Genomic DNA, 20,566 nt, shown 5'->3' with positions numbered 1-20,566 from the left:
GTCAGCCCTCGACGGCCGGCGGCAGCAGTCCGTCGAGCGCCTCGAACGCCTGCACTCCGGTGCCGAGCCCGCAGGAGATCAGCTGGTCCAGCTGTTCCGCGGTCACGCCGTGCTCCAGGTCGGTCGACACCTCGGAGTAGAGCGCCAGCTGGCCCTCCTCCTCGCGCAGGTAGAGCTTCGGCCAGATCCGGTCCCGGTTCCAGTCGTTGAGCGCCAGCGACGCCGACCGGCGTGCCTCCACCGGCAGCTGGCGGTGCCAGCGGCCACGGACCTGCAGCACCTCCTGGTCGTCGCCGAGCAGGAAGAACCAGAACCGGTTCTGGTTCCACACCCCGGTGAGGTCGCCGTCGTCGTCGATCCGGAAGTGGTAGTCGTGCGCCCCCAGCGCCGCCGACACCCGCTCCTGGGTGATCCGGGTGGGCCGGGCCTGCGCGGGCCGGACGGGAGCGGGCTGGCTGCCGAGCACGCGGGACAGCCAACTCGGCGAGCGCGCGGTCACGGGGCCACCGCCGCCGGGTCCGGGTACAGCTGATCGACACTGTCGAAGAAGCTGTTCGCGCTGCTCAGGCCGCAGTTCAGCAGCTGGTCCAGCTGGTCGTCGGTGGCGCCGTGCTCCAGGTCGGTGGAGGTCTCCGCGACCACGTTGACCATGCCGTTGTCCCGCACCCGGGCGTAGGTCTTGGGCCAGATCCGCTCCGCGTTCCACTCCTCGCAGAGATCCAGCACCTCCTGCAGGCGTTCCAGGGCGATGTCCCGGTGCCACTGGCCGCGGATCTGCAGGATCTCCTGCTTCTCGCCCAGCAGGAAGAAGAAGAACAGCCGTCCCTTCCACAGCCCGCCGATGTCGCCGTCGTCATCGGTGAAGTAGTGGAAGTCGTTGCCGGTCAGCCAGGCGGCGATCCGCTCGGCGGCCAGTGGCGTGGGGCGGCCGTCCGAGGCGTCGGCGGTCGTGAGCGCTCCGCCCGACGCCAGACCGGAGGTGGTCGGCCGCCGGCGGTTCCGGAAGAGACCCATGGCCTCACATTACCCGCGCCGCCCCTGCGTGACCCGAGGGCGCGAGAACCCGCCCTGACCTGGTCCGGAACGTCCGGTTCGATAGTCTCGTCCCGCGCGACTCCCTGACCGCACGACTCACGAGGATCACCATGGGCTTCTTCACCAAGCCGGACGCGACCCCGGCGGACGCGCTCGCTCCGCTGACCAAGGACCGGATGAAAGCCGTCCTGGACAGCCGCGAGATGAACTACGGCGTCGACGACGACGGCGACATCGGCGGCTACTGGGACGGCCACCTGTTCTTCTTCTTCCAGCTCGGCCAGTCCGGCGAGTACCTGCAGACCCGGGGTCGCTGGAACCGCAAGGTCGGCGCCGACCAGCTGCCGGCCGTCGCCGAGGCGGTCAACGAGTGGAACTCCACGAAGCTGTGGCCGAAGGTGTATGTCCGGGTCGAGGACGAGGGCCTCGGCGTCTACGGCGAGCACACCGTGGACTACGAGTCCGGCCTGACCGACGAGCAGCTGGATCAGCACCTGGCCTGCGGCATCATGACCACGCTGCAGTTCTTCGAGCAGCTGGACGAGGCCTACCCGGCCGAGGCCGCCGTCGCGAAGGCCGAGTACGACGCGGAGTGACGTCTGAGCCGGGGCCGTGACGCAGCCGGCGTCACGGCCCTCACGCATGCCACGGAAGGAACCGATGAGCGACACCAGGGCGTTCCAGGTCGACCTGCACGGGGTGGTCGACCTGCTGGCGCGCCACCTCTACTCCGGCGAGCGGGTCTACCTCCGCGAGCTGATGCAGAACGGGGTGGACGCGATCACCGCCCGCCGCGGGCTCGATCCGGAGGCCCCGTCCACGGTGCGGATCCGTCCGCTGCCGGGCGGCGCGCTCGCGGTCACCGACTCCGGGGTGGGGCTGACCGCCGCCGAGGCCGAGGAGCTGCTCGCCACCGTCGGTCGCTCCTCCAAGCGGGACGTCGACCTGGGTCTGGCCCGCCAGGAGTACCTGGGCCAGTTCGGCATCGGTCTGCTGTCCGCCTTCATGGTCGCCGACCGGATCGAGCTGACCTCGCGCTCGGCCCGGGACCCCCGGGCCCCCGCGGTGCGGTGGACCGGGCACGCCGACGGGTCGTACCAGCTGGTCGAGCTGGATCCCACCGCCAGTGCTGCCGTGCCGGTCGGCTCGACCGTGCTGCTGCGACCGCGCCGGGACGCCGAGCACTGGCTGGAGGTCGGCACCGTCGTCGCCCTGGCCGAGGAGTTCGGCTCGCTGCTGCCGGTGGAGCTGTCGGTCGAGGTGCCGCTGGACGAGTCAGCCCCCGCCGGTGACCCCGGACGCCCGGACGCCCCCGAGCCCCGGCCCGGACACCTGTGGCGCCGGATCTCCGAGCGCGACCTGCCCTGGCGGGTGGAGCACCCCGACGACGGCCGGCGCACGGCCGAGCTCACGCGGTACTGCGAGCGGGCGCTCGGCTTCACGCCGCTGGCCGCCATCGACCTGGACGTGCCGCTGGCCGGGGTCAGCGGGGTGGCCTACGTGCTGCCCAGCGCGGTGCCGCCGGGCGGGTCCGGGGCACACCGGGTCTACCTCAAGCGGATGCTGCTCGGCACCCGGGTGGACGGGCTGCTGCCGGAGTGGGCGTTCTTCGTCCGTTGCGTGATCGACGCCTCCGGGCTGCGGCCGACCGCCTCGCGCGAGCAGCTCTACACCGACGAGGTGCTGCTGGCCACGCAGGAGGCGCTCGCGGACGGCATCCGGTCCTGGCTGCTGCGCACCCTCGAGTCCGGCTCGGGACAGGCCGCGCAGTTCGTGCGGACCCATCACCTGGCGGTGCGCTCGCTGGCGCTGACCGACGACACCATGCTCGACCTCGCCGCGCGGATCCTGCCCTACGAGACCACCGACGGGATGCTCACCCTGGACGAGGTCGCCGCCCAGCACGGCACCGTGGTCTACGCCGCCACCCTGGAGGAGTACAAGCGGATCGCGCCGGTGGCCCGGGCCCAGGGCATGGCCGTGGTCAACGCGGGCTACGTCTACGACTCCGACCTGCTGGAGCGACTGGCACGCCGCCGGCCGGGCACCGTGCGGCCGCTGGCCGCCGGGGACATCGCCCAGGTGCTCAGCCCGGTGCCGCCCGAACGCGAGCTGGCCACCTGGGACGCGGTCGCCGCCGGGAACGCCGTGCTGGCGGATCAGGACTGCGAGCTGGTGCTGCGGACCTTCGAGCCCGCGGAGCTGCCGGCCGTGCTGCTGCACGACCGGGACGGCGACCATCAGCGCGCCCTGCGCCGGACCCAGGAGGAGGCGGACGACCTGTGGGGCGACGTGCTCTCCGGGTTCGCCGAGCCGGTCGCCGCCCGGCACCTGGTGCTGAACGACGCCGCACCCGTGGTCCGTGACCTGCTGGCCGCCCCGCGCGGGGAGGTCTTCGACGCCGGTCTGCGCTCGTTGTACGTCTCCGCGCTGCTGCTGGCCGGGGAGCCGCTGCGGGCACGGGAGTCCGAGCTGATGACCGGGTCGATGGCCGCGCTGCTGCGTGCCGGACTCGCCGGGACCACCCGTCCGACCACCGATGACGACGCCGAAGAGGACCACCGATGACCCGCACGCTCGACCAGGCCAACCGGGAGATCAGCCGGGTGCGGCAGATGCCCTACGGGCTCGCGCACACCCAGGCCGCCGAGGAGCAGGTGAAGCTGGTCGACGCCGAGGGCCCGGACGAGGCCAAGGCCTTCGCGCTGTTCACCTTGATCGACGCCTACCAGTGGGGCGGCGAGCCGGAGCGCGGCTACGTGCCCTTCGCGCAGCTGCTGCGCTGGTGGGACCAGCGACCGGAGATGTTCGACGCCGACGACCGGCACTCGCTGTTCTGGTCGTTCAAGTGGATGGTCTCCGGCCTGGCCGATTTCCCGAACGTCCCCGCGGCACAGATCGAGCGCACCCTGGACGACATGGAGCGGCGGTACGCGCTGGCCGGGAACGGGATGGACGCGGTCGCCCTGGAGCGGTTCTCGTGGGCCAACCGCCGCGGTGCGCCGGAGACCGAGGACCTGTTCGCGCAGTGGGTCGCCACCCCGCGCGACGACTTCTCCCAGTGCGAGGCCTGCGACCCGGGCGACCGGGCGGCGTACCTGATCGGCGCCGGTCGGCTGGAGGAGGGCGTGCGGCTGATCGAGGAGACCCTGCCGCACCGTCCGCGCTGCGCCAGCGAGCCCGCCGACATGCTGGCGGACCTGGCGGACGCGTACCTCGACCTCGGCCGGCCGGCCGACGCGGTCCGCGCTCACCGGCAGGCGGTCGCGGAGCTGGCGACCACCCAGGGGGACATGGCCTCGGCCCGCGGCCAGCGGATCCGGTTGCTGGCCCGTGCCGGTCAGCCCGAGCGGGCGATCCGGGCGCTGGAGGCCGAGCAGCACCTGCTGGCCACGGCCGATACGCCCTTCGACCAGCTGTCCTTCGCCCGGCTGGTCGGCGCCGCGACCCACGTGCTGCGCGCCGGGCACGCCGACCGTGCGTTGCGGATCACCGCCGTGCCGGAGCTCGGCGCCACCCCCACCGTCGCGCAGCTGGACGACTGGCTGCGGGCCAAGGCCGACCGGCTGGCCGCGCAGTTCGACGCGCGCAACGGCTCCGACCGGCAGGCCGAGCTGGTCCGCCGGGCCTGGGACACCGCGCCGGCCGCCGAGGGATTCGATCTGGACGTGCTGCCCCGTGGGTTCGCCGGTGCCCCGGTGCCCAGCGGTGCGCCCACCGTCCCCGCCGTCACCTCCGGACCGGGCGACGCCGACGACCCGCTGGCCCAGCGCCCGGGCGAGGACATCAGCGCCTGGTCCGACCGCCTGCTGCGCGCCGGGGAGGCCCAGCGTGCCGCCACCGCCTGGCTCGCCGCCGCCACGGCCGCCGACGACGACGGTCGCCTGGTCGACGCGGGCTTCGCCTACGCCGAGTGCGCCCGGATCGCGCAGCAGTTCGACGACCAGGACGGCGCCGACGCCGGGTACCGCTCCGCCGTGCCCCGGCTGCGCGCCGGGGGACTGGCGCCCGAACTGCTGGTCCAGGTGCTGGTCGCCTGGGCGCCCACCGCCGCCCAGCTGGACGGCGCCGGGGACGTGCTGGCCGAGATCGACCGGGCGCTGGCCGCGCTGCGGGTCGAGGGCGACGACGACCGGGACGAGGCCCTGGTCGCCCGGGAGCAGGCCACCCGCCGCCGGGCCGCCGCCGATCTGGAGGATGCCGCCGCCCGGTTGCTCGCCGGATCCGGGGACCCGGAGCAGCAGGCGCTCGCGGCGCGCACCGCCCAGTCCGCGGCCGAGGCCTACGGCGGTCAGGGCGCCGTCGCCGACGCCGCGCACGCCTTCTGGCTGGCCGGACGGCTGTACGACCAGCTCGGCCAGGTCGACGAGGCGGTGTGGAACCTGGAGTCCGCGTTGGAGGGCTTCGGCCACGTCCGGCAGCGGGCGCCCTGGGGCGAGGTCGCCGATCTGCTGGTGCGGGTGCTGCGCGACTCCGGGCAGACCGCGCGCGCCGAGGAGCTGGCGCGGGAGATCGTCAGCTGACTCGGTACGGTCAGCGGGTGCCGACCGTGCTGCTGCTGCCCGACTCCGCCCTGCTGGTGCCCGGCGCGAGCGGTGCGCTCGCCGACCCGTTGGGTGAGGCGCGCTCCGCGGCACTCCAGGTGCTGCAGCAGGTGCCCCGGCATGGGACGGCCCTGGTGATCGCGCCGGGTCGCAGGGCCCGGGTGCTGTCGGGGCCGTTCGGCGACGGGCTGGCGGCGGCGGGGATCGGCGGGACCGCGGTGCGCCGGAGACCGGAGCCGGTCGACGACGGCCGGCCGGAGGAGGGGACGGTGGTGCGCGCGGCCGTACCCGGGGTCGGCGCCGCCGCGGCCCTCGCCCTGCTGCGGCTGACCGGCCACGAGCCGGACCGGACGGCCACGGTGCTCGAGGTCGCACCGGGCGGCGTCCCGGCCCCACCGGACCCGGACTCCGCCATCGTCGACCCCGGCGGCGCTGCCGAGCAGCCGGAGCCGGACGTGCCCGGTCTGCCGTCCGACCCGCGGCTGGTGGTCGTGGTCGGCTCGCTGTCCGCCCGGCACGGGCCCGACGCCCCGCTGCCCGACGACCCGGCCGCGATCGCCGTGGACGTCGCCCTGCTCACCGCGCTCGCGGCCGGCCCCCGGGCGCTCGCCGAGGTGCTCCGGGACCTGCGGCTGCCCGAGTCCGATCGCCTGGCGATCACCGGTGGCCGCCCGTGGCGCGCGGCATTGTCCCTGCTGGCCCGGGACGGCGCGCTGCCGGACGCGGACGCCGAACTGCTCTGGTCCGGCGCGCCGGGCGGTGCCCAGCACGCGGTCGCCCGGTGGAGGATCGCGGCATGAGCGTCATCGTCGCCGTGGTCGGCCCCACCGCCACCGGCAAGTCCGACCTCGCGCTGGACCTGGCCGAGCGGCTGTCGGGCGAGGTGGTCAACGCCGACGCGCTGCAGTTCTACCGGGGCATGGACATCGGCACCGCCAAGCTGCCGGTCCACGAGCGCCGCGGCATCCCGCACCACCAGCTCGACACCCTCGACCCGGACCAGGACGCCTCGGTGGCCGACTTCCAGTCCCAGGCCCGTGCCGACATCGACGCGATCCACGCCCGGGGACGGCGGGCGGTGGTGGTCGGGGGCTCCGGCCTCTACCTGCGCGCCCTGCTGGACCGGATCGAGTTCCCCGGCACCGACACCGCGGTCCGTGCTGCCCTGGAGGAGCGGGCGGAACGCGACGGCACCCGGGCGCTGCACACCGAGCTGGTCGCCCTGGACCCGGTGGCCGCCGAGTCGATCGGTCCGCGCAACACCCGGCGGATCGTCCGCGCGCTGGAGGTGATCGCGCTCACCGGTCAGCCCTACTCCGCGAACCTGCCCGGTCACGACTACCACCGGCCCGCGGTGCAGATCGGGCTGGACTGCGACCGCGCCGCACTCGACCGCAGGATCGAGCACCGGGTCGCCCGGATGTGGCAGGACGGCCTGGTCGCGGAGGTGCGCGGCCTGCTGGACCACGGCGGGATCGGCCGCACCGCCGCCCGCGCGGTCGGTTACGCCGAGGTCCTGGCCGCCCTGCGCGGGGAGATCACCGAGGACGAGGCCCGGGAGCAGGTGGTCGCGGGCACCCGGCGCCTGGCCCGCAAGCAGATGGGCTGGTTCGGCCGCGACCCCCGGGTGCACTGGCTGGACGCCCGTGACCCCGACCTGCTGCCCCGGGCGCTGGACCTGGTCGCGGCCGCCGACACCGGCACCCTGGGACTCGCCACGGCGGACCCCGCGCCGCGCCGTAGTCTGGGGTCATGACCGCCCCCCTGCACGTCACCAAGGGTCACGGCACGCAGAACGACTTCGTGCTGCTGGACGGCCGCCGCACCCCGGAACTGGACACCGCCCTGGTCCGTGCGCTCGCCGACCGCCGGGCCGGGATCGGCGGCGACGGCGTGATCCGGCTGACCGCCTCCACCGACCTGCCCGAGGGCGTCGCCCTGCTCGCGGTCGAGCCCGCCGCCACCTGGTTCATGGACTACCGCAACGCGGACGGCTCGATCGCCGAGATGTGCGGCAACGGTGTGCGGGTGGTCGCCGACTACGCCCGCGCGCTCGGCCTCTGGGACCCCACGGCCGGGGAGCTCGTGCTCGGCACCCGGGCCGGGGTGCGTCGCGTGTGCCGGGTCGATCCGCCCGCCGGATCCTCCGAGGCCGACTGGTACGCCGTCGACATGGGGGAGTGGCGTCTGCCCGCCGGTGAGCAGGCGGCCGCCGCCGGTGCCGACGCGGAGGTCACCGTCGCCGGACTCGCCGTACCCCGGCCCGCGCTGAGCGTGGACCTGGGCAACCCGCACACCGTGCTCGCGCTCGCCGACGAGGGCGAACTCGCCGCCGTCGACCTCACCCGGGCCCCCGACGTGCTGCCGGTGCCGCCCCACGGCACCAACGTCGAGCTGGTGGTGCCCGTGGGCGAGTCGGTGGCCGCCGACGGGTCGACGGTCGGCCGGCTCCGGATGCGGGTGCACGAGCGCGGTGTCGGCGAGACCCGCTCCTGCGGCACCGGCGCCTGCGCCGCGGCACTCGCGGTCCGGACCTGGGCCGGAGCCGGGTCGCCCACGGTGTGGCTGGTCGAGGTGCCCGGTGGGACGGTGCGGGTCACCGCGTTGCCCGGCGGCCGGGTGGAGCTGGCCGGACCCGCGGTGCTGGTCGCGGAGCTCGACGTGGACGTCGAGGCGCTGGCCGGGGTCTGAGCCCGGGACCGTCGGCGTCGCGCGAGATCGGCCGCGACGGCAGGGACACCCGCCTGCGTGCCCGATGCCGTGTTCCCGCCGAGCGCAGCGGGAACACACCGCCCCCACGCGCCGTTGCCGCTGACGTGACCACCACACCCACCGCCCTGACTGCCGACGATCTCGGCGCGCCGTTGGGCGAGCGGTTGACCCTGCTGCAGTTCTCCACCGGGTTCTGCGCCCCCTGCCGGGCGGCCCGCCGCGTGCTGGAGCGGGTGGTCGACACCAGCGAGGGGGTCGCGCACGTGGAGGTCGACGTGGCGGACCACGCGGCGCTGGCGACCCGGTTCGAGGTCACCGCGACGCCGCTGGTGCTCCTGCTCGACCCCGAGGGCACTCCGCTCGCTCGCCTCGCGGGCGTCCCGACCCTGGCCCAGGCCCGCGCCGCGGTCGCCGCACTCGGCTGACCTCCGCGCGAGCCCGGCCACATCCCGCCCACACGGGCGCCGAGAAGTAAGTTCTCGTCGCCGCGCGGGCGATTTGGGCGACAGGACGTGGCTTCTTGGTGACCGCGCAGCGCGCGGGAGTGTGCGGGAACGGGTCGCGGGAGTGCGGTCAGTCGGCGCGGATCGCGCGCAGGACGCGGAAGCCCTTGGCGGTCGCTGCCCGGTCCGCGGTGAAGTCCGGGCCGAGCTCGGTGTCCAGCCAGCGCAGCAGCGAGTCCGATCCGAGGTGCTTGGCGACCACCAGGTGGGCCTCGCCGCCGGGCAGCAGGCGGTGCAGCCACTGCCGGAGCATGGCGTGCAGCGCCTCCTTGCCCACCCGGATCGGCGGGTTGGACCAGATGGCCGCGAACCGCACGTCCTCCGGCACGTCCTCCGGCCGGTGCGCGTGCACCCGGGCCGCCACCCCGGCCGCCTCGGCGTTGCGCCGGGTCAGGTCCAGCGCACGCTCGTTCACGTCCACCGCCCACACCCGGGCCAGCGGGCTCGCCCCGGCCAGCGCGAGGGTGATCGGCCCCCAGCCGCAGCCGAGGTCCAGCAGGTCGCCCTCCACCGGCGGCTCCGGCACCTCGCGCAGCAGGACCTCGGTGCCCTGGTCCAGATGATCGGGGGAGAACACGCCCCCGGCGGTCTGCACCTGGACGTCCGCGCCGCGCAGGCTCACGGTGCGCTCCCGCCGCTGGTCGGGGGATGCGGGCTCGGCGGTGAAGTAGTGGTCGGACACGGGGACGACCCTAGTCCGAGCCGGTCGGTCCCCTGCGCCGTGCGCGAATACGGTCGCGCCCCGTCCCCGCGCCGTGCCAGGCTGGAATCCGCGGCACCCGATCCGTGTTGTGCCGAGCACCGATCCGTAGCACCCGAGAGGACCCCCGTGACCGAACGCGACCACATGGACGAGACGACGACCGCCGACCCCCAGCAGGAGGCGCGTGACGCGCAGCGGGTCGCGGACGACGTGGTCGCCCGGGTGCTCGCGCGGGCGGGCACCGCGGTGCACGAGGGCGGCACCGTGCACACCCGGCACGACGGCGATCAGCTGGACCTGGCCGAGCGGACGTCCCTGCGCCGGGTCGCCGGCCTGTCCACCGAGCTCCAGGACGTCACCGAGGTCGAGTACCGCCAGCTCCGGCTGGAGAAGGTGGTGCTGGTCGGGCTGTGGACCCACGGCCCGCTGGAGGTGGCCGAGGTGTCGCTGCGCGAGCTTGCCGCGCTGGCCGAGACCGCGGGCTCCGAGGTGATGGACGGTCTGATCCAGCGTCGGCAGAACCCCGACCCGAGCACCTACCTGGGCTCCGGCAAGGCCGCCGAGCTGGCCGAGCTGGTGGCGGCGGCCGGTGCGGACACGGTCGTGGTGGACGGCGAGCTCGCACCCTCGCAGCGGCGTGCGCTGGAGGACGTGGTCCGGGTCAAGGTGGTCGATCGGACCGCGCTGATCCTGGACATCTTCGCCCAGCACGCCAAGTCCCGGGAGGGCAAGGCCCAGGTCGAGCTCGCGCAGCTGGAGTACCTGCTGCCGCGACTGCGCGGCTGGGGCGAGTCGATGTCCCGTCAGGCCGGTGGCCAGGTCGGCGGCGCGGGGGCGGGCATGGGCTCGCGTGGACCCGGTGAGACCAAGATCGAGCTGGACCGGCGCCGGATCCGCAACCGGATGGCCAAGCTGCGGCGGGAGATCGCCGCGATGGAGCCGGCCCGGCAGACCAAGCGCGCCACCCGCCGCAAGAACGCCATCCCGTCGGTGGCGATCGCCGGGTACACCAACGCGGGCAAGTCCTCGCTGCTGAACCGGCTGACCGACGCGGGGGTGCTGGTGGAGAACGCGCTGTTCGCCACCCTGGACCCGACGGTGCGCCGGGCGCGGGCCGCCGACGGCCGGGTGTTCACCCTGGCCGACACGGTGGGCTTCGTGCGGAACCTGCCGCACCAGCTGGTCGAGGCGTTCCGGTCCACGCTGGAGGAGGTCGCCGACTCCGACCTGGTGCTGCACGTCGTCGACGCCTCGCACCCGGACCCGGAGGGCCAGATCGCCGCGGTGCGCGAGGTCTTCGGCACCATCCCGGGCGCGATGGACGTGCCGGAGATCATCGTCCTGAACAAGGCCGACCTGGCCGAGCCGGAGACGGTGGCCCGGCTGCGGTCGCGGGAGCACGGCGCGATCGTGGTGTCGGCGCACACCGGTGAGGGGGTCGAGGAGCTCCAGGCGCTGATCGCCGACCAGCTGCCCCGGCCGGGTGTGACCATCGACGTCGTGGTGCCCTACAGCCGCGGTGACCTGGTGCACCGGGCGCACGAGCACGGCGACATCGACGCCGAGGAGCACCTCGCCGACGGCACTGTGCTGCGGGGCCGGGTGGACGCCGGGCTGGCCGCCGAGCTGGCCGCCGTGGATGTGCGCTCGGCCTGAGCCCCGTCCTCGGCTGTCCCCGCCGTCGCCTACCCTGTCCCGGTGCCCGATCCCACCCCCGACGTCGATGCCCTGCTCGACCTGGCGGTGGCCGAGCTCGGCGGCGCCCCGCGCGAGGGGCAGCGCCGGATGGTCCGGGAGGTCGCCCACGCGGTGGAGGCCGGGGAGCACCTGATGGTGCAGGCCGGCACCGGCACCGGGAAGTCGCTCGGCTACCTGGTCCCGGCGGTCCGGCACGCGGTCACCGCGGAGGAACGGGTGGTGGTCTCCACCGCGACGCTGGCCCTGCAACGCCAGGTGATGACCCGGGACCTGCCGTTGGTCGCCCGCACGCTCGGCCCGCGACTGCCCCGCCGCCCCACGATCGCGCTGCTCAAGGGCTGGCACAACTACGTCTGCGTGCACAAGATCGCCGGGGGGTACCCGCAGGACGACCAGGGCACCCTGTTCGCGATGGCCGAGGCCCCCGGACCGGCCGAGCACCCCGCCGAGGACGACGACGGCAAGGAGTCGCTCGGCGCGCAGGTGGTCCGGCTCCGGGACTGGGCGCAGGACACCGACACCGGCGACCGGGACGACCTGGTGCCGGGCGTGAGCGACCGCGCCTGGCGGCAGGTGTCCGTGACCGCGCTGGAGTGTCTGGGCCAGAAGTGCCCGCTGCTGGAGGAGTGCTTCCCGGACAAGGCCCGGGCGATCTCCCGGGCCGCGGACGTGGTGGTGACCAACCACGCCATGCTCGGCATCGCCGCGGGCGGGTCGCCGAACGTGCTGCCCGAGCACCAGGTGCTGGTCGTGGACGAGGCGCACGAGCTCTCCGACCGGGTCACCGCCCAGGCCACCGCCGAGCTGTCCGTGGGCACCGTCGAGCAGGCGGCGCGCAGCGCCCGGCGGCACGGCGGGATCGTCACCACCGAGCTGGACCAGGCCGCGACCGTGCTCGGCACCGTGCTGATCGGTCTGCCCGAGGGCCGGTTCGCCGACGGACTGCCGGAGGGCACCCGCCAGGCGGTCGCCATGGTCCGGGACGCCGCCCGTGGACTGCTGACCGAGCTGCGCCCGCAGAAGGGCGAGCAGGAGGACACCGGCCTGAAGCTCGCGTCCTCGGCCGTGCTCGCGCTGTTCGAGGTGGCCGAGCGGATGGCCGCCGACCCGGAGGACCAGCGGTACACCGTGATGTGGTGTGCGCGACAGGACGGCCCCCGTGGCGACGGCGCGACCCGGCTGTACGCCGCCCCGCTGGCGGTGAACGGCCTGATCCGGACCAATCTGCTGGCCGGGCGTGCCTCGATCTTCACCTCCGCGACCCTGAGCCTGGGCGGGCAGTTCGACGCCACCGCGCGCGCGGTCGGACTCGCCGGGGCCACCGAGAGCGCGGCGGCCACCGCGACCGCCTCGGCGACGGCGCTCGCGGACTCGGTTCCGGAGGGCCGGGAGTCCGCGGCGGACCGCACGGCGCCCGCCGCTCCCGCCCCTGCGACGCTGCCCTGGCACGGGATCGACGTCGGCAGCCCCTTCGACTACCCGAAGCAGGGCATCCTCTACATCGCCCGCCGTCTGCCGCCGCCCGGCAGGGAACCGGCCACGGACGCGCAGCTGGCGGAGATCGAGGCGCTGATCACCGCGGCGGGCGGTCGCACGCTGGGACTGTTCTCCTCCCGCCGGGCCGCGGTCGCCGCCGCAGAGGCGATGCGGGAGCGGCTGGACGTGCCGATCCTGGTCCAGGGCGAGGACCAGCTGCCGACGCTGGTCCGCCAGTTCGCGGAGGACGAGCCGACCTGCCTGTTCGGCACCCTGTCGCTGTGGCAGGGCGTCGACGTGCCGGGCCGGTCGAACAGCCTGGTCCTGATCGACCGGATCCCGTTCCCGCGGCCGGACGACCCGGTGAAGTCCGCCCGGGCCGAGGCGGTGGTGGCCTCGGGCGGGAACGGCTTCATGTCGGTGTCGGCGACGCACGCCGCGCTGCTGCTGGCCCAGGGCGCGGGGCGACTGATCCGGTCCACGGCGGACCGCGGGGTGGTGGCGGTGCTCGACCCGCGGCTGGCCACGGCGCGCTACGGCGAGTTCCTGGCCCGCTCGCTGCCGCCGTTCTGGCGCACGTCGGACCGGGCGGTCGCGGAGGGTGCGCTGCGCCGGCTCACCAGCTCCGCCGACTGACGCGACGAACCGCCCGGATCGGAACGGGTGATCGGCTCGCCGGTCGTCTAGCCTCGTGTCCGAGCCAGGGCATTCACCTGCGCCGACCCCTGCGAGGAGGACCCGTGAGCGAGCAGACTGACGACGGCGACGAGCTCGGCCTGACCAGTGCCACCGCCGGCACCCGCCGGACCACCAAGCTGGCCGTGATCGGTGCCGGGGCGGTGGGCTCGACCATGGCCTACGCGGCCCTGATGCGCGGCGCGGCCCGGTCCGTGGCGCTGTACGACATCAACAAGGCGAAGGTCGAGGCGGAGGCGCTCGACCTGGGCCACGGCATCCAGTTCATGCCGATGGCCGAGGTGGTCGGCTCCGACGACATCGCGGTCTGCGCGGACGCGGACGTCGTGATGGTGACCGCCGGCGCCAAGCAGAAGCCCGGGCAGTCCCGGATCGACCTGGCCGAGGCGACCATCTCCCTGGTCAAGAAGATCCTGCCCCAGGTGGTCGAGGTCGCCCCGAACGCGATCTACGTGATGGTGACCAACCCGGTCGACATCGTCACCTACGCCGCGCTGAAGACCTCCGGCCTGCCGCCGACCCAGCTGTTCGGCTCCGGCACCGTGCTGGACTCCTCGCGACTGCGCTACCTGATCGCCCAGCACACCGGCGTGGCGGTGCAGAATGTGCACGCCTACATCGCGGGCGAGCACGGCGACACCGAGCTCCCGCTCTGGTCGTCCGCGACCATCGGCGGCGTGCCGATCCTGGACTGGAACGGGCTGGACGGCCACGTGCCGCTCACCGGGCAGGTCCGGGACTCGATCGCCCGGGAGGTCGTCGAGTCGGCCTACCGGATCATCGAGGGCAAGGGCGCGACCAACTACGCGGTCGCGCTGGCCGGGTCGCGGATCATCGAGGCGATCCTCAAGGACGAGCACCGGATCCTGCCGGTGTCCTCGCTCCTGCAGGGCTACCACGGCATCAGCGACGTCTGCCTCTCGGTGCCCACCGTGGTCGGCCGGGAGGGCGTCGGGGAGCGGCTGGAGGTGCCGATGAGCGCCGACGAGCTCGCCGGGCTGCGCCGGTCCTCGGAGTCGCTGCGCGCGGTGGCGCGCCGGTTCGGCTTCTGAGTCGCCGAACGCAGGAGGGGCCCCGGCGAGTCGATCGCCGGGGCCCCTCGTCGTCGGGCGCGGGCTACAGGCTGCGCAGCACCGAGACCACGCGACCCAGCACCTGGGCGTGGTCGCCGTCGATCGGTGAGTAGGCCGGGTTCTGCGGCAGCAGCCACACGTGGCCGTCCGTGCGCTTGAGAGTCTTCACCGTGGCCTCGCCGTCGAGCATGGCGGCGACGATCTGACCGTTCTCGGCCACCGGCTGCCGCCGGACCACCACCCAGTCGCCGTCGCAGATGGCGGCGTCCACCATCGAGTCGCCGACCACCTTCAGCAGGAAGAGCTCGCCCTCGCCGACCAGCTGGCGGGGGAGGGGGAACACGTCCTCCACCAGCTGCTCGGCCAGGATCGGGCCACCGGCGGCGATCCGGCCGACCACCGGCACGTAGGCGGCCTCGGGAGCGCCCTCCCGGGCGGCGGAGTCCTCGTCGCCGATCATCCCGGCGACCGTCCCGGGCAGCGCGCCGACCGGACGGGAGTCGTCCGGCTGCACGACCTCGATCGCCCGTGGCCGGTTCGGGTCCCGGCGGAGGTACCCCTTGCGCTCCAGTGAGGTGAGCTGGTGCTTGACGCTGGACGGGCTGGTGAGGCCGACCGCGTCGCCGATCTCCCGCATGCTCGGCGGGTAGCCGCGGCTCTCCACGGAGGCGCGCACGGTCTCGAGCACCAGCCGCTGCCGCGGGGTCAGGCCGTCGCCCAGACCGATCTCGGCCTCGTCCTCGGTCGCCTTCGATGCCATGCGCCTCTCCCGTCCGTCCCTGCCGTCACGGGCCGACCGTGCCTCGAACGCCCAGGTGAGCGGGCGATCCGGCGGCGATGTCAGTGCCTCGTGATCGGGTGTTCCCAGTGCCCCGAGCCTAGGGGTCGCGACACGCCGAATCAAACACCTGTTCGATCGTGTCTCGACAACCCGCCCGGCGCGTGGCAGTCTTCGTACAAGCGTTCGACGAACACCTGTTCGACTCGACCGGACGGACGGTCACCCAGCCAGGGTGGCAGGAGGGAAGTGGTGGGAATGAGCACCATCGCAGCGCAGCCGCGGATCATCGGCCGGATGGCCCCCGTGCGAGTCACGACGCCCGCCCGTACCCAGGCGCCGGCCCGTGCCGCCGTCCCCTCCGCCGCGCCGACTGGCCGGCTCACCCTGACCCGGCGTGGCCGTGTGGTGATCGCGCTGCTCGGTCTGGTGCTCGCGACGGCCGGGGTGATGGGTGGTCGCGCCGTGGCCGACGGACCGCAGCAGGCGACCGAGGTCCAGACCTATTCCGTGCAGTCCGGCGACACGATGTGGAGCATCGCCCAGGGGGTCGCGCAGCCCGGTGAGGACGTGCGTGACGTGGTGATCCGGCTCCAGCGGCTGAACGACCTCGGGGACAGCTCGCTGCTGGCCGGGCAGGTGCTGATGCTGCCGGTCACGGACTGATTCCGGCCGACCGGGCGACCGCCGGGACGATCACGGTGAGATTACGAAAGTCGGAGCTTGCGTAATTCGCAGGACGCCCTCTACTGTGGGTCTCACCTCGACGGCTGGCTGGGGGGCTCGCCACGAGGGACGTGACATCGGTGCTGGTGACAGTGCCGTCGCGCGTGATCTACACCGCTGAGGCGAGGCGAGTCGCCTCGGCGAGACGGGACGGGGGCGTCCCCACGAGGGTGGCCGCGACTACGCGGCCACCCTCGTCGTCTGTCCGGCGCCGGAACCGGATCGGGCGTCGCCGTCGCGCCCGGTACAGTGACCCGGTCCCGCCCGCAGGTCAACCGCGCGGGCGGCGCGAGGAGGAGGCACCCATGCACTGTCCGTTCTGCCGGCACCCGGACTCCCGGGTGGTCGACTCCCGGACGTCGGACGACGGTCTGTCGATCCGTCGTCGTCGGCAGTGCCCGCAGTGCAACCGCCGCTTCACCACCATCGAGACCGCGAGCCTCTCCGTGGTCAAGCGTTCCGGTGCCACCGAGCCGTTCAGTCGCGAGAAGATCGTGGGCGGCGTCCGGAAGGCGTGCCAGGGCCGACCGGTCTCGGACGACGACCTGGCCGTCCTGGCCCAGAGGGTGGAGGAGACGCTGCGCGCCTCCGGTTCCGCCGAGCTGGACGCCTACGAGATCGGCCTCGCCATCCTCGGGCCGCTGCGCGAACTGGACGAGGTGGCCTACCTGCGCTTCGCGAGCGTGTACCAGGCGTACAACTCGTTGGAGGACTTCGAGGCCGCGATCACCGCCCTGCGGGCCGAGAACGAAGAGGCCGAGGCTCGTCGCGCCGCCGGCGCCGACCAGCCGCAGCCCGAGGACACCCCCGCCGACTGACCCCGATCCCCACCCGTCCCCGGGGGGTACTACGGTCGGTCACGTGATTCCTGCTGACCTCTCCCTCCTGCACACCCCGGGCGCTCCGGCGCTCAGCCCCGACGGGCGGTGGGCCGTGGTGGCCCGCACCGCCCCCGATCTGTCCGCCGACGAGTACGTCGGCCGGTTGTGGCGGATGCCCACCGACGGCAGCGCCGCGCCTGCCCCGCTGACCCGCGGACACCGGGACACCGCGCCGGTGTTCTCCCCGGACGGCCGGTGGATCGCCTTCCTGCGCGCCGAGGCCAAGGGGCGCCCGCAGATCCATCTGGTCGAGGCCGAGGGCGGTGAGCCGGTCCGGCTGACCGACGCCCCGCTCGGCGCCTCCTCACCGCGGTTCTCCCCGGACGGCCGCAGCCTCGCCTTCGTGGCGCGGGTGCCGGAGGAGGGTCGTTACCTGCCCGAGGGCGACTCCGCAGCCGAGGCGCCGCGGCACATCACCACGTACACCTACCGGAACGACGGCGTGGGCTTCCGGCAGGACAAGAAGCCGCAGCTGTTCGTGCTCGAGTTGCCCGCGCAGCCGGGGGAGGGCGAGCTGCCCGTCGCTCGGCAGATCACCGCCGGCGTCGAGGTGGACCACATCGCCTGGCTCGCCGACTCCGCGCACGTGGCCGTGGTCGCGGCCCGGCACGCCCGGGCGGACGACGACCTGCGTGCAGACGTGTCTGCGGTGGACGTCAGGATCGACCAGGACCACGCGCTGCGCCCGCTCACCGATGCCGACCGGGGCAGCACGCTCGCGGTGGCGGCGACGATCGAGGCCGCGGACGGCAGCGGTCTGTGGCTGCTCGCCCAGGACATGGGAACCGCGGGCCGGGACTTCGTGGCGGCGCAGACCGGTCTGTTCCACCTGGCGCTCACCGACGGCGCGCAGGGCCCCGAGGCCGTCGGCACCCCGGAGCGGGTGACCGACGCCGATGCCGTCGACCTGGACCCCGGCACCCTCGCGGTCACCGAGGACGGCGTGCTGGTCGGCGAGCTGGACCGCGGCACCGTCCGGCTGCGGGAGCTCCGCCGGGACGGCTCGTCCCGCGACCTGCTGACCGGGCTGGTCGCCCACGGCGCCGAGTATGCCCGCGGCACCGTGGTCACCTCGGCCGCCGGTCCGCTGACCAGCGGCGAGGTGCACGCGATCGAGCTGAGCAGCGGCATCGGCCGTCGGCTCACCGACTGGTCGGCCCCGCTGCGGGAGACCGGTCGGCTGCGGGAGCCGCGGGAGCTGAACGGCACCGCGCCGGACGGGTACCCGGTGCACGGCTGGCTGGTCACCCCGGACCCGGAGCGGTTCGGCTCCGGTCCGCACCCGACCATCCTGATGATCCACGGCGGTCCCTACGCGCAGTACACGGTCGGCCTGTTCGACGAGGTGCAGACCTTGGCCGAGGCCGGCTACGCCGTGGTCTACGGCAACCCGCGCGGGGCGGCGGGCTACGGTCGCGCGCACGGCCGGAGCATCCGGCAGGCCTTCGGCACCGTGGACGCGGTGGACGTGCTCGCGCTGCTGGACGTCGCCCTGACCGACCCGGCGCTGGACGGCGAACGGGTGGGCGTGATGGGCGGCTCCTACGGCGGCTACATGACCGCGTGGCTGACCACCCGGACCGACCGGTTCCGGGCCGCGATCGTCGAGCGCGGGTTCCTCGACCCGGTGAGCTTCGTCGGGTCGTCGGACATCGGCTGGTTCTTCGGCCTGGAGTACGTGGGAGACGGCGACACCGACGCCGACCGGGCCGCGGTCGCCGCCCAGTCGCCGATGGCGCAGGTCCACCGGGTGACCACCCCGACCCTGGTGATCCACTCGGAGCAGGACTGGCGGTGCCCGGTGGAGCAGGGACAGCGCTGGTTCGTCGAGCTCAAGCGGCGGGGCGTGCCTGCGGAGCTGCTGCTGTTCCCCGGCGAGGGCCACGAGCTGACCCGCTCCGGGCGGCCGAAGCACCGCGAGGTGCGCTTCGACCACGTGCTGCGCTGGTGGGCCGAGCGACTGCCGGTCTGACCCGGACGCACGGGAGCCCGGCCGATCCGTGGGGATCGGCCGGGCTCTGTCGTCTGTCAGGCCGGGGCGGCCGTGGCCAGCAGATTGTCCCGGACCACCCGGCGCAGGACCTTCCCGATCTGGGAGCGCGGCAGGTCGGGCAGGATCACCAGGTCCTTCGGCACCGCGTAGCGGGCGAGCTTCTGCTGGCACCAGTCCCGGACCGCCTGCAGGTCGATCTGCGCGCAGTCGGCGTCCATCACGACCGCGGCCACCACCTTCTCGCCCAGGTCACCGCCGGGCAGGCCGACCACGGCCACGTCCCGGACGCCCGGCATGGTGCGCAGGTGGTCCTCGACCTGGGCGGGGTACACCTTGTACCCGCCGGTCACGATCATCTCCTTGATCCGGTCGACCAGGACGATGAATCCGTCCTCGCCCATCCGGACCACGTCGCCGGTGCGCAGCCAGCCGTCGGCCAGCAGCTGTCCGGCGGTCTCCTCCGGCCGGTTCCAGTAGCCCTGGAACACCTGCGGGCCACGGACCAGCAGCTCGCCGGACTCGCCGGGGGGCACCTCCTGCGTGGGGTCGTCCTGGCTGACGATCCGGACGTCCGTGCTCGGGAACGGCAGGCCGAGGGCACCGGGGATCCGGTCGGGGGACAGCGGGTTGCCGAGTGCGATCGGGCTGGTCTCGGTCATGCCGTAGCCCTCGATCACCAGTCCGCCGGTCAGGCGCTCCCAGCGGGTCGCGGTGGTCGCGGGCAGTGCCATCGCGCCGGAGATCGCGTGTCGGAAGGAGGTCAGGTCGGCGCCGGACTTCTCCGCCGCCGCGCACAGCCGGTCCAGCATCGGCGGGACCGCGGGCAGGAAGGTGCCGGGTCGGCGGCGCTGGGCGGCCAGCACGGAGGCGGCATCGAACTTGGGGAACGCGACCAGGGTCGCGGCGATCCGCGGCGCGTAGGTCAGGCAGAGCGTGAGACCGAACGCGTGGAAGAACGGCAGCACCGCGTACAGCGTCTCGTCACCGGGCTGGTGGTGGGTCCACTCCTGGCCCATCGCGGCGTTCGAGACCAGGTTGCGGTGGGTGAGCACCGCGCCCTTCGGGGTGCCGGTGGTGCCGCCGGTGTACTGCAGCAGCGCCACGTCGTCGGCGGTCGGCCACGGGTGGTCGGCCGGCAGAGCGGTGCTGCGCGCGACCAGGCGGTGCCAGCTCGGGATGTGCGACGGCACCGGGCCGCACAGCGCGGCGCGGGTCTCACGCGCCTTCTTGACCGGCAGGCGCAGCGCGATCCGCTTGGCCAGCGGCAGGTCCGCGGCGACGTCGACAGCGACCACGGTGTGGACGTCGGTCTCGTCCTGGCGCTCCAGCACGGTCGGGACGGCCTTCTGCCAGAGCAGGGCGACCGTGGCGCCGGAGTCGGACAGCTGGTGCGCGAGCTCCGCGCCGGAGTACGTCGGGTTGTGCTCGACGACCACCGCGCCCAGGCGCAGCACGGCGTAGAACGCGATCACGTGTGCGGTGCAGTTCGGCAGGGCGATCGCGACCCGGTCACCGGCGACGACTCCGAGGTCGCGCAGCGCGGTGGCGCCCCGGGCGATCTGCTCCGCGAGCTCCGCGTAGGTCAGCGTGGCGCCCTGGAAGTCCACGGCGATCCGCTCGGGGAACTCGGCTGCCGCACGCTCCACCGCGAGGCCCACCGGCTCGTCGGGGATCGTGATGTCACCGGACACGCCGTCGGCGTAGGACCGGTGCCAGAAGCGCTCGAATGTCGTCACCCTGCGAACAGT

At 74.1% G+C, this 20,566-nt stretch carries 18 protein-coding genes; 13 read left to right on the top strand and 5 right to left on the bottom strand.

The features are described from left to right. Nucleotide 1 precedes the first annotated feature (1 nt). Both OGL89_RS07915 and OGL89_RS07910 read right to left on the bottom strand, forming a co-directional pair. On the bottom strand, nt 2-499 hold the full coding sequence (locus OGL89_RS07915) for a YbjN domain-containing protein (protein ID WP_263119375.1): 498 nt from the start codon (nt 497-499) through the stop codon (nt 2-4). Beyond that, the gene (locus tag OGL89_RS07910) at nt 496-1,014 is read right to left on the bottom strand and encodes a YbjN domain-containing protein (protein ID WP_263119374.1); all 519 of its coding nucleotides are present in this window, start codon (nt 1,012-1,014) and stop codon (nt 496-498) included. The genes OGL89_RS07915 and OGL89_RS07910 overlap by 4 nt, the downstream gene beginning before the upstream one ends. A 131-nt stretch (nt 1,015-1,145) precedes the next feature. Here OGL89_RS07910 and OGL89_RS07905 point away from each other — a divergent pair, with 131 nt between their 5' ends. The 7 genes from OGL89_RS07905 to OGL89_RS07875 all read left to right on the top strand — a co-directional run bounded on the left by OGL89_RS07905 (nt 1,146) and on the right by OGL89_RS07875 (nt 8,716). Further along, nucleotides 1,146-1,631 carry a YbjN domain-containing protein gene (locus tag OGL89_RS07905; protein ID WP_263119373.1) on the top strand — a complete coding sequence of 162 codons (486 nt, stop codon included), beginning with the start codon at nt 1,146-1,148 and terminating at the stop codon, nt 1,629-1,631. A gap of 64 nt (nt 1,632-1,695) precedes the next feature. Beyond that, on the top strand, nt 1,696-3,603 hold the full coding sequence (locus tag OGL89_RS07900) for an HSP90 family protein (protein WP_263119372.1): 1,908 nt from the start codon (nt 1,696-1,698) through the stop codon (nt 3,601-3,603). Beyond that, nucleotides 3,600-5,558 (top strand): hypothetical protein, encoded by a 1,959-nt coding sequence (locus OGL89_RS07895; protein ID WP_263119370.1) that lies wholly within the window; start codon nt 3,600-3,602, stop codon nt 5,556-5,558. The genes OGL89_RS07900 and OGL89_RS07895 overlap by 4 nt, the downstream gene beginning before the upstream one ends. A 17-nt stretch (nt 5,559-5,575) precedes the next feature. After that, nucleotides 5,576-6,379 carry a hypothetical protein gene (locus OGL89_RS07890; protein ID WP_263119369.1) on the top strand — a complete coding sequence of 268 codons (804 nt, stop codon included), beginning with the start codon at nt 5,576-5,578 and terminating at the stop codon, nt 6,377-6,379. Then, nucleotides 6,376-7,335, top strand: a complete 960-nt coding sequence (miaA, locus tag OGL89_RS07885; RefSeq protein WP_263119368.1) for a tRNA (adenosine(37)-N6)-dimethylallyltransferase MiaA — start codon at nt 6,376-6,378, stop codon at nt 7,333-7,335. The genes OGL89_RS07890 and miaA overlap by 4 nt, the downstream gene beginning before the upstream one ends. After that, nucleotides 7,332-8,270, top strand: coding sequence for a diaminopimelate epimerase (gene dapF / locus OGL89_RS07880; RefSeq protein WP_263119366.1), 939 nt, complete (start codon nt 7,332-7,334; stop codon nt 8,268-8,270). The genes miaA and dapF overlap by 4 nt, the downstream gene beginning before the upstream one ends. A 125-nt stretch (nt 8,271-8,395) precedes the next feature. Further along, on the top strand, nt 8,396-8,716 hold the full coding sequence (locus OGL89_RS07875; protein WP_263119365.1) for a thioredoxin family protein: 321 nt from the start codon (nt 8,396-8,398) through the stop codon (nt 8,714-8,716). Nucleotides 8,717-8,864: 148 nt separating this feature from the next. On the opposite strand, the gene OGL89_RS07870 is transcribed toward OGL89_RS07875, so the two are convergent. Then, nucleotides 8,865-9,476, bottom strand: a complete 612-nt coding sequence (locus tag OGL89_RS07870; protein WP_263119364.1) for a methyltransferase — start codon at nt 9,474-9,476, stop codon at nt 8,865-8,867. A gap of 165 nt (nt 9,477-9,641) precedes the next feature. On the opposite strand from OGL89_RS07870, the gene hflX reads away from it, so the two are divergent. The 3 genes from hflX (at nt 9,642) to OGL89_RS07855 (ending at nt 14,419) form a co-directional block, all read left to right on the top strand. Further along, entirely contained in the window at nt 9,642-11,153 is a 1,512-nt protein-coding gene (hflX, locus tag OGL89_RS07865) for a GTPase HflX (RefSeq protein WP_263119403.1), read from the top strand. Between the two features lie 42 nt (nt 11,154-11,195). Further along, nucleotides 11,196-13,307 (top strand): ATP-dependent DNA helicase, encoded by a 2,112-nt coding sequence (locus OGL89_RS07860; protein ID WP_263119363.1) that lies wholly within the window; start codon nt 11,196-11,198, stop codon nt 13,305-13,307. A 104-nt stretch (nt 13,308-13,411) separates the two neighbouring features. Beyond that, entirely contained in the window at nt 13,412-14,419 is a 1,008-nt protein-coding gene (locus OGL89_RS07855; RefSeq protein ID WP_263119361.1) for an L-lactate dehydrogenase, read from the top strand. A 64-nt stretch (nt 14,420-14,483) separates the two neighbouring features. Here the strand turns inward: OGL89_RS07855 and lexA are convergent, their stop codons facing one another. Next, nucleotides 14,484-15,200 carry a transcriptional repressor LexA gene (gene lexA / locus OGL89_RS07850; RefSeq protein ID WP_263119360.1) on the bottom strand — a complete coding sequence of 239 codons (717 nt, stop codon included), beginning with the start codon at nt 15,198-15,200 and terminating at the stop codon, nt 14,484-14,486. 276 nt (nt 15,201-15,476) lie between these two features. Between lexA and OGL89_RS07845 the strand changes: the two genes are divergently transcribed. The 3 genes from OGL89_RS07845 (at nt 15,477) to OGL89_RS07835 (ending at nt 18,797) form a co-directional block, all read left to right on the top strand. Continuing rightward, on the top strand, nt 15,477-15,884 hold the full coding sequence (locus OGL89_RS07845; protein ID WP_263119359.1) for a LysM peptidoglycan-binding domain-containing protein: 408 nt from the start codon (nt 15,477-15,479) through the stop codon (nt 15,882-15,884). Nucleotides 15,885-16,249: 365 nt separating this feature from the next. Beyond that, a complete protein-coding gene (gene nrdR / locus OGL89_RS07840) occupies nt 16,250-16,762 on the top strand; it encodes a transcriptional regulator NrdR (RefSeq protein ID WP_263119358.1) in 513 nt (170 codons plus the stop codon). Between the two features lie 43 nt (nt 16,763-16,805). Then, nucleotides 16,806-18,797, top strand: a complete 1,992-nt coding sequence (locus OGL89_RS07835; RefSeq protein ID WP_263119357.1) for a S9 family peptidase — start codon at nt 16,806-16,808, stop codon at nt 18,795-18,797. 56 nt (nt 18,798-18,853) lie between these two features. Here OGL89_RS07835 and OGL89_RS07830 read toward each other — a convergent pair whose 3' ends face one another. Further along, entirely contained in the window at nt 18,854-20,554 is a 1,701-nt protein-coding gene (locus tag OGL89_RS07830; protein WP_263119356.1) for an AMP-binding protein, read from the bottom strand. Between the last annotated feature and the right edge of the window lie 12 nt (nt 20,555-20,566).

The sequence above is a fragment of the Cellulomonas sp. RIT-PI-Y genome (assembly GCF_025642745.1).
Taxonomy (GTDB): Bacteria; Actinomycetota; Actinomycetes; order Actinomycetales; family Cellulomonadaceae; genus Cellulomonas.
Note: the sequence above shows the minus strand (reverse complement) of the source record. Positions and strands in the feature narration are given on the sequence as shown.

What these genes read in the sequence shown, in the direction of transcription:
- OGL89_RS07910 (WP_263119374.1), bottom strand. Translation starts at nt 1,014, where the DNA reads ATGGGTCTCTTCCGGAACCGCCGGCGGCCGACCACCTCCGGTCTGGCG.
- OGL89_RS07905 (WP_263119373.1), top strand. Translation starts at nt 1,146, where the DNA reads ATGGGCTTCTTCACCAAGCCGGACGCGACCCCGGCGGACGCGCTCGCT.
- OGL89_RS07900 (WP_263119372.1), top strand. Translation starts at nt 1,696, where the DNA reads ATGAGCGACACCAGGGCGTTCCAGGTCGACCTGCACGGGGTGGTCGAC.
- OGL89_RS07895 (WP_263119370.1), top strand. Translation starts at nt 3,600, where the DNA reads ATGACCCGCACGCTCGACCAGGCCAACCGGGAGATCAGCCGGGTGCGG.
- miaA (WP_263119368.1), top strand. Translation starts at nt 6,376, where the DNA reads ATGAGCGTCATCGTCGCCGTGGTCGGCCCCACCGCCACCGGCAAGTCC.
- dapF (WP_263119366.1), top strand. Translation starts at nt 7,332, where the DNA reads ATGACCGCCCCCCTGCACGTCACCAAGGGTCACGGCACGCAGAACGAC.
- hflX (WP_263119403.1), top strand. Translation starts at nt 9,642, where the DNA reads ATGGACGAGACGACGACCGCCGACCCCCAGCAGGAGGCGCGTGACGCG.
- lexA (WP_263119360.1), bottom strand. Translation starts at nt 15,200, where the DNA reads ATGGCATCGAAGGCGACCGAGGACGAGGCCGAGATCGGTCTGGGCGAC.
- OGL89_RS07845 (WP_263119359.1), top strand. Translation starts at nt 15,477, where the DNA reads ATGAGCACCATCGCAGCGCAGCCGCGGATCATCGGCCGGATGGCCCCC.
- nrdR (WP_263119358.1), top strand. Translation starts at nt 16,250, where the DNA reads ATGCACTGTCCGTTCTGCCGGCACCCGGACTCCCGGGTGGTCGACTCC.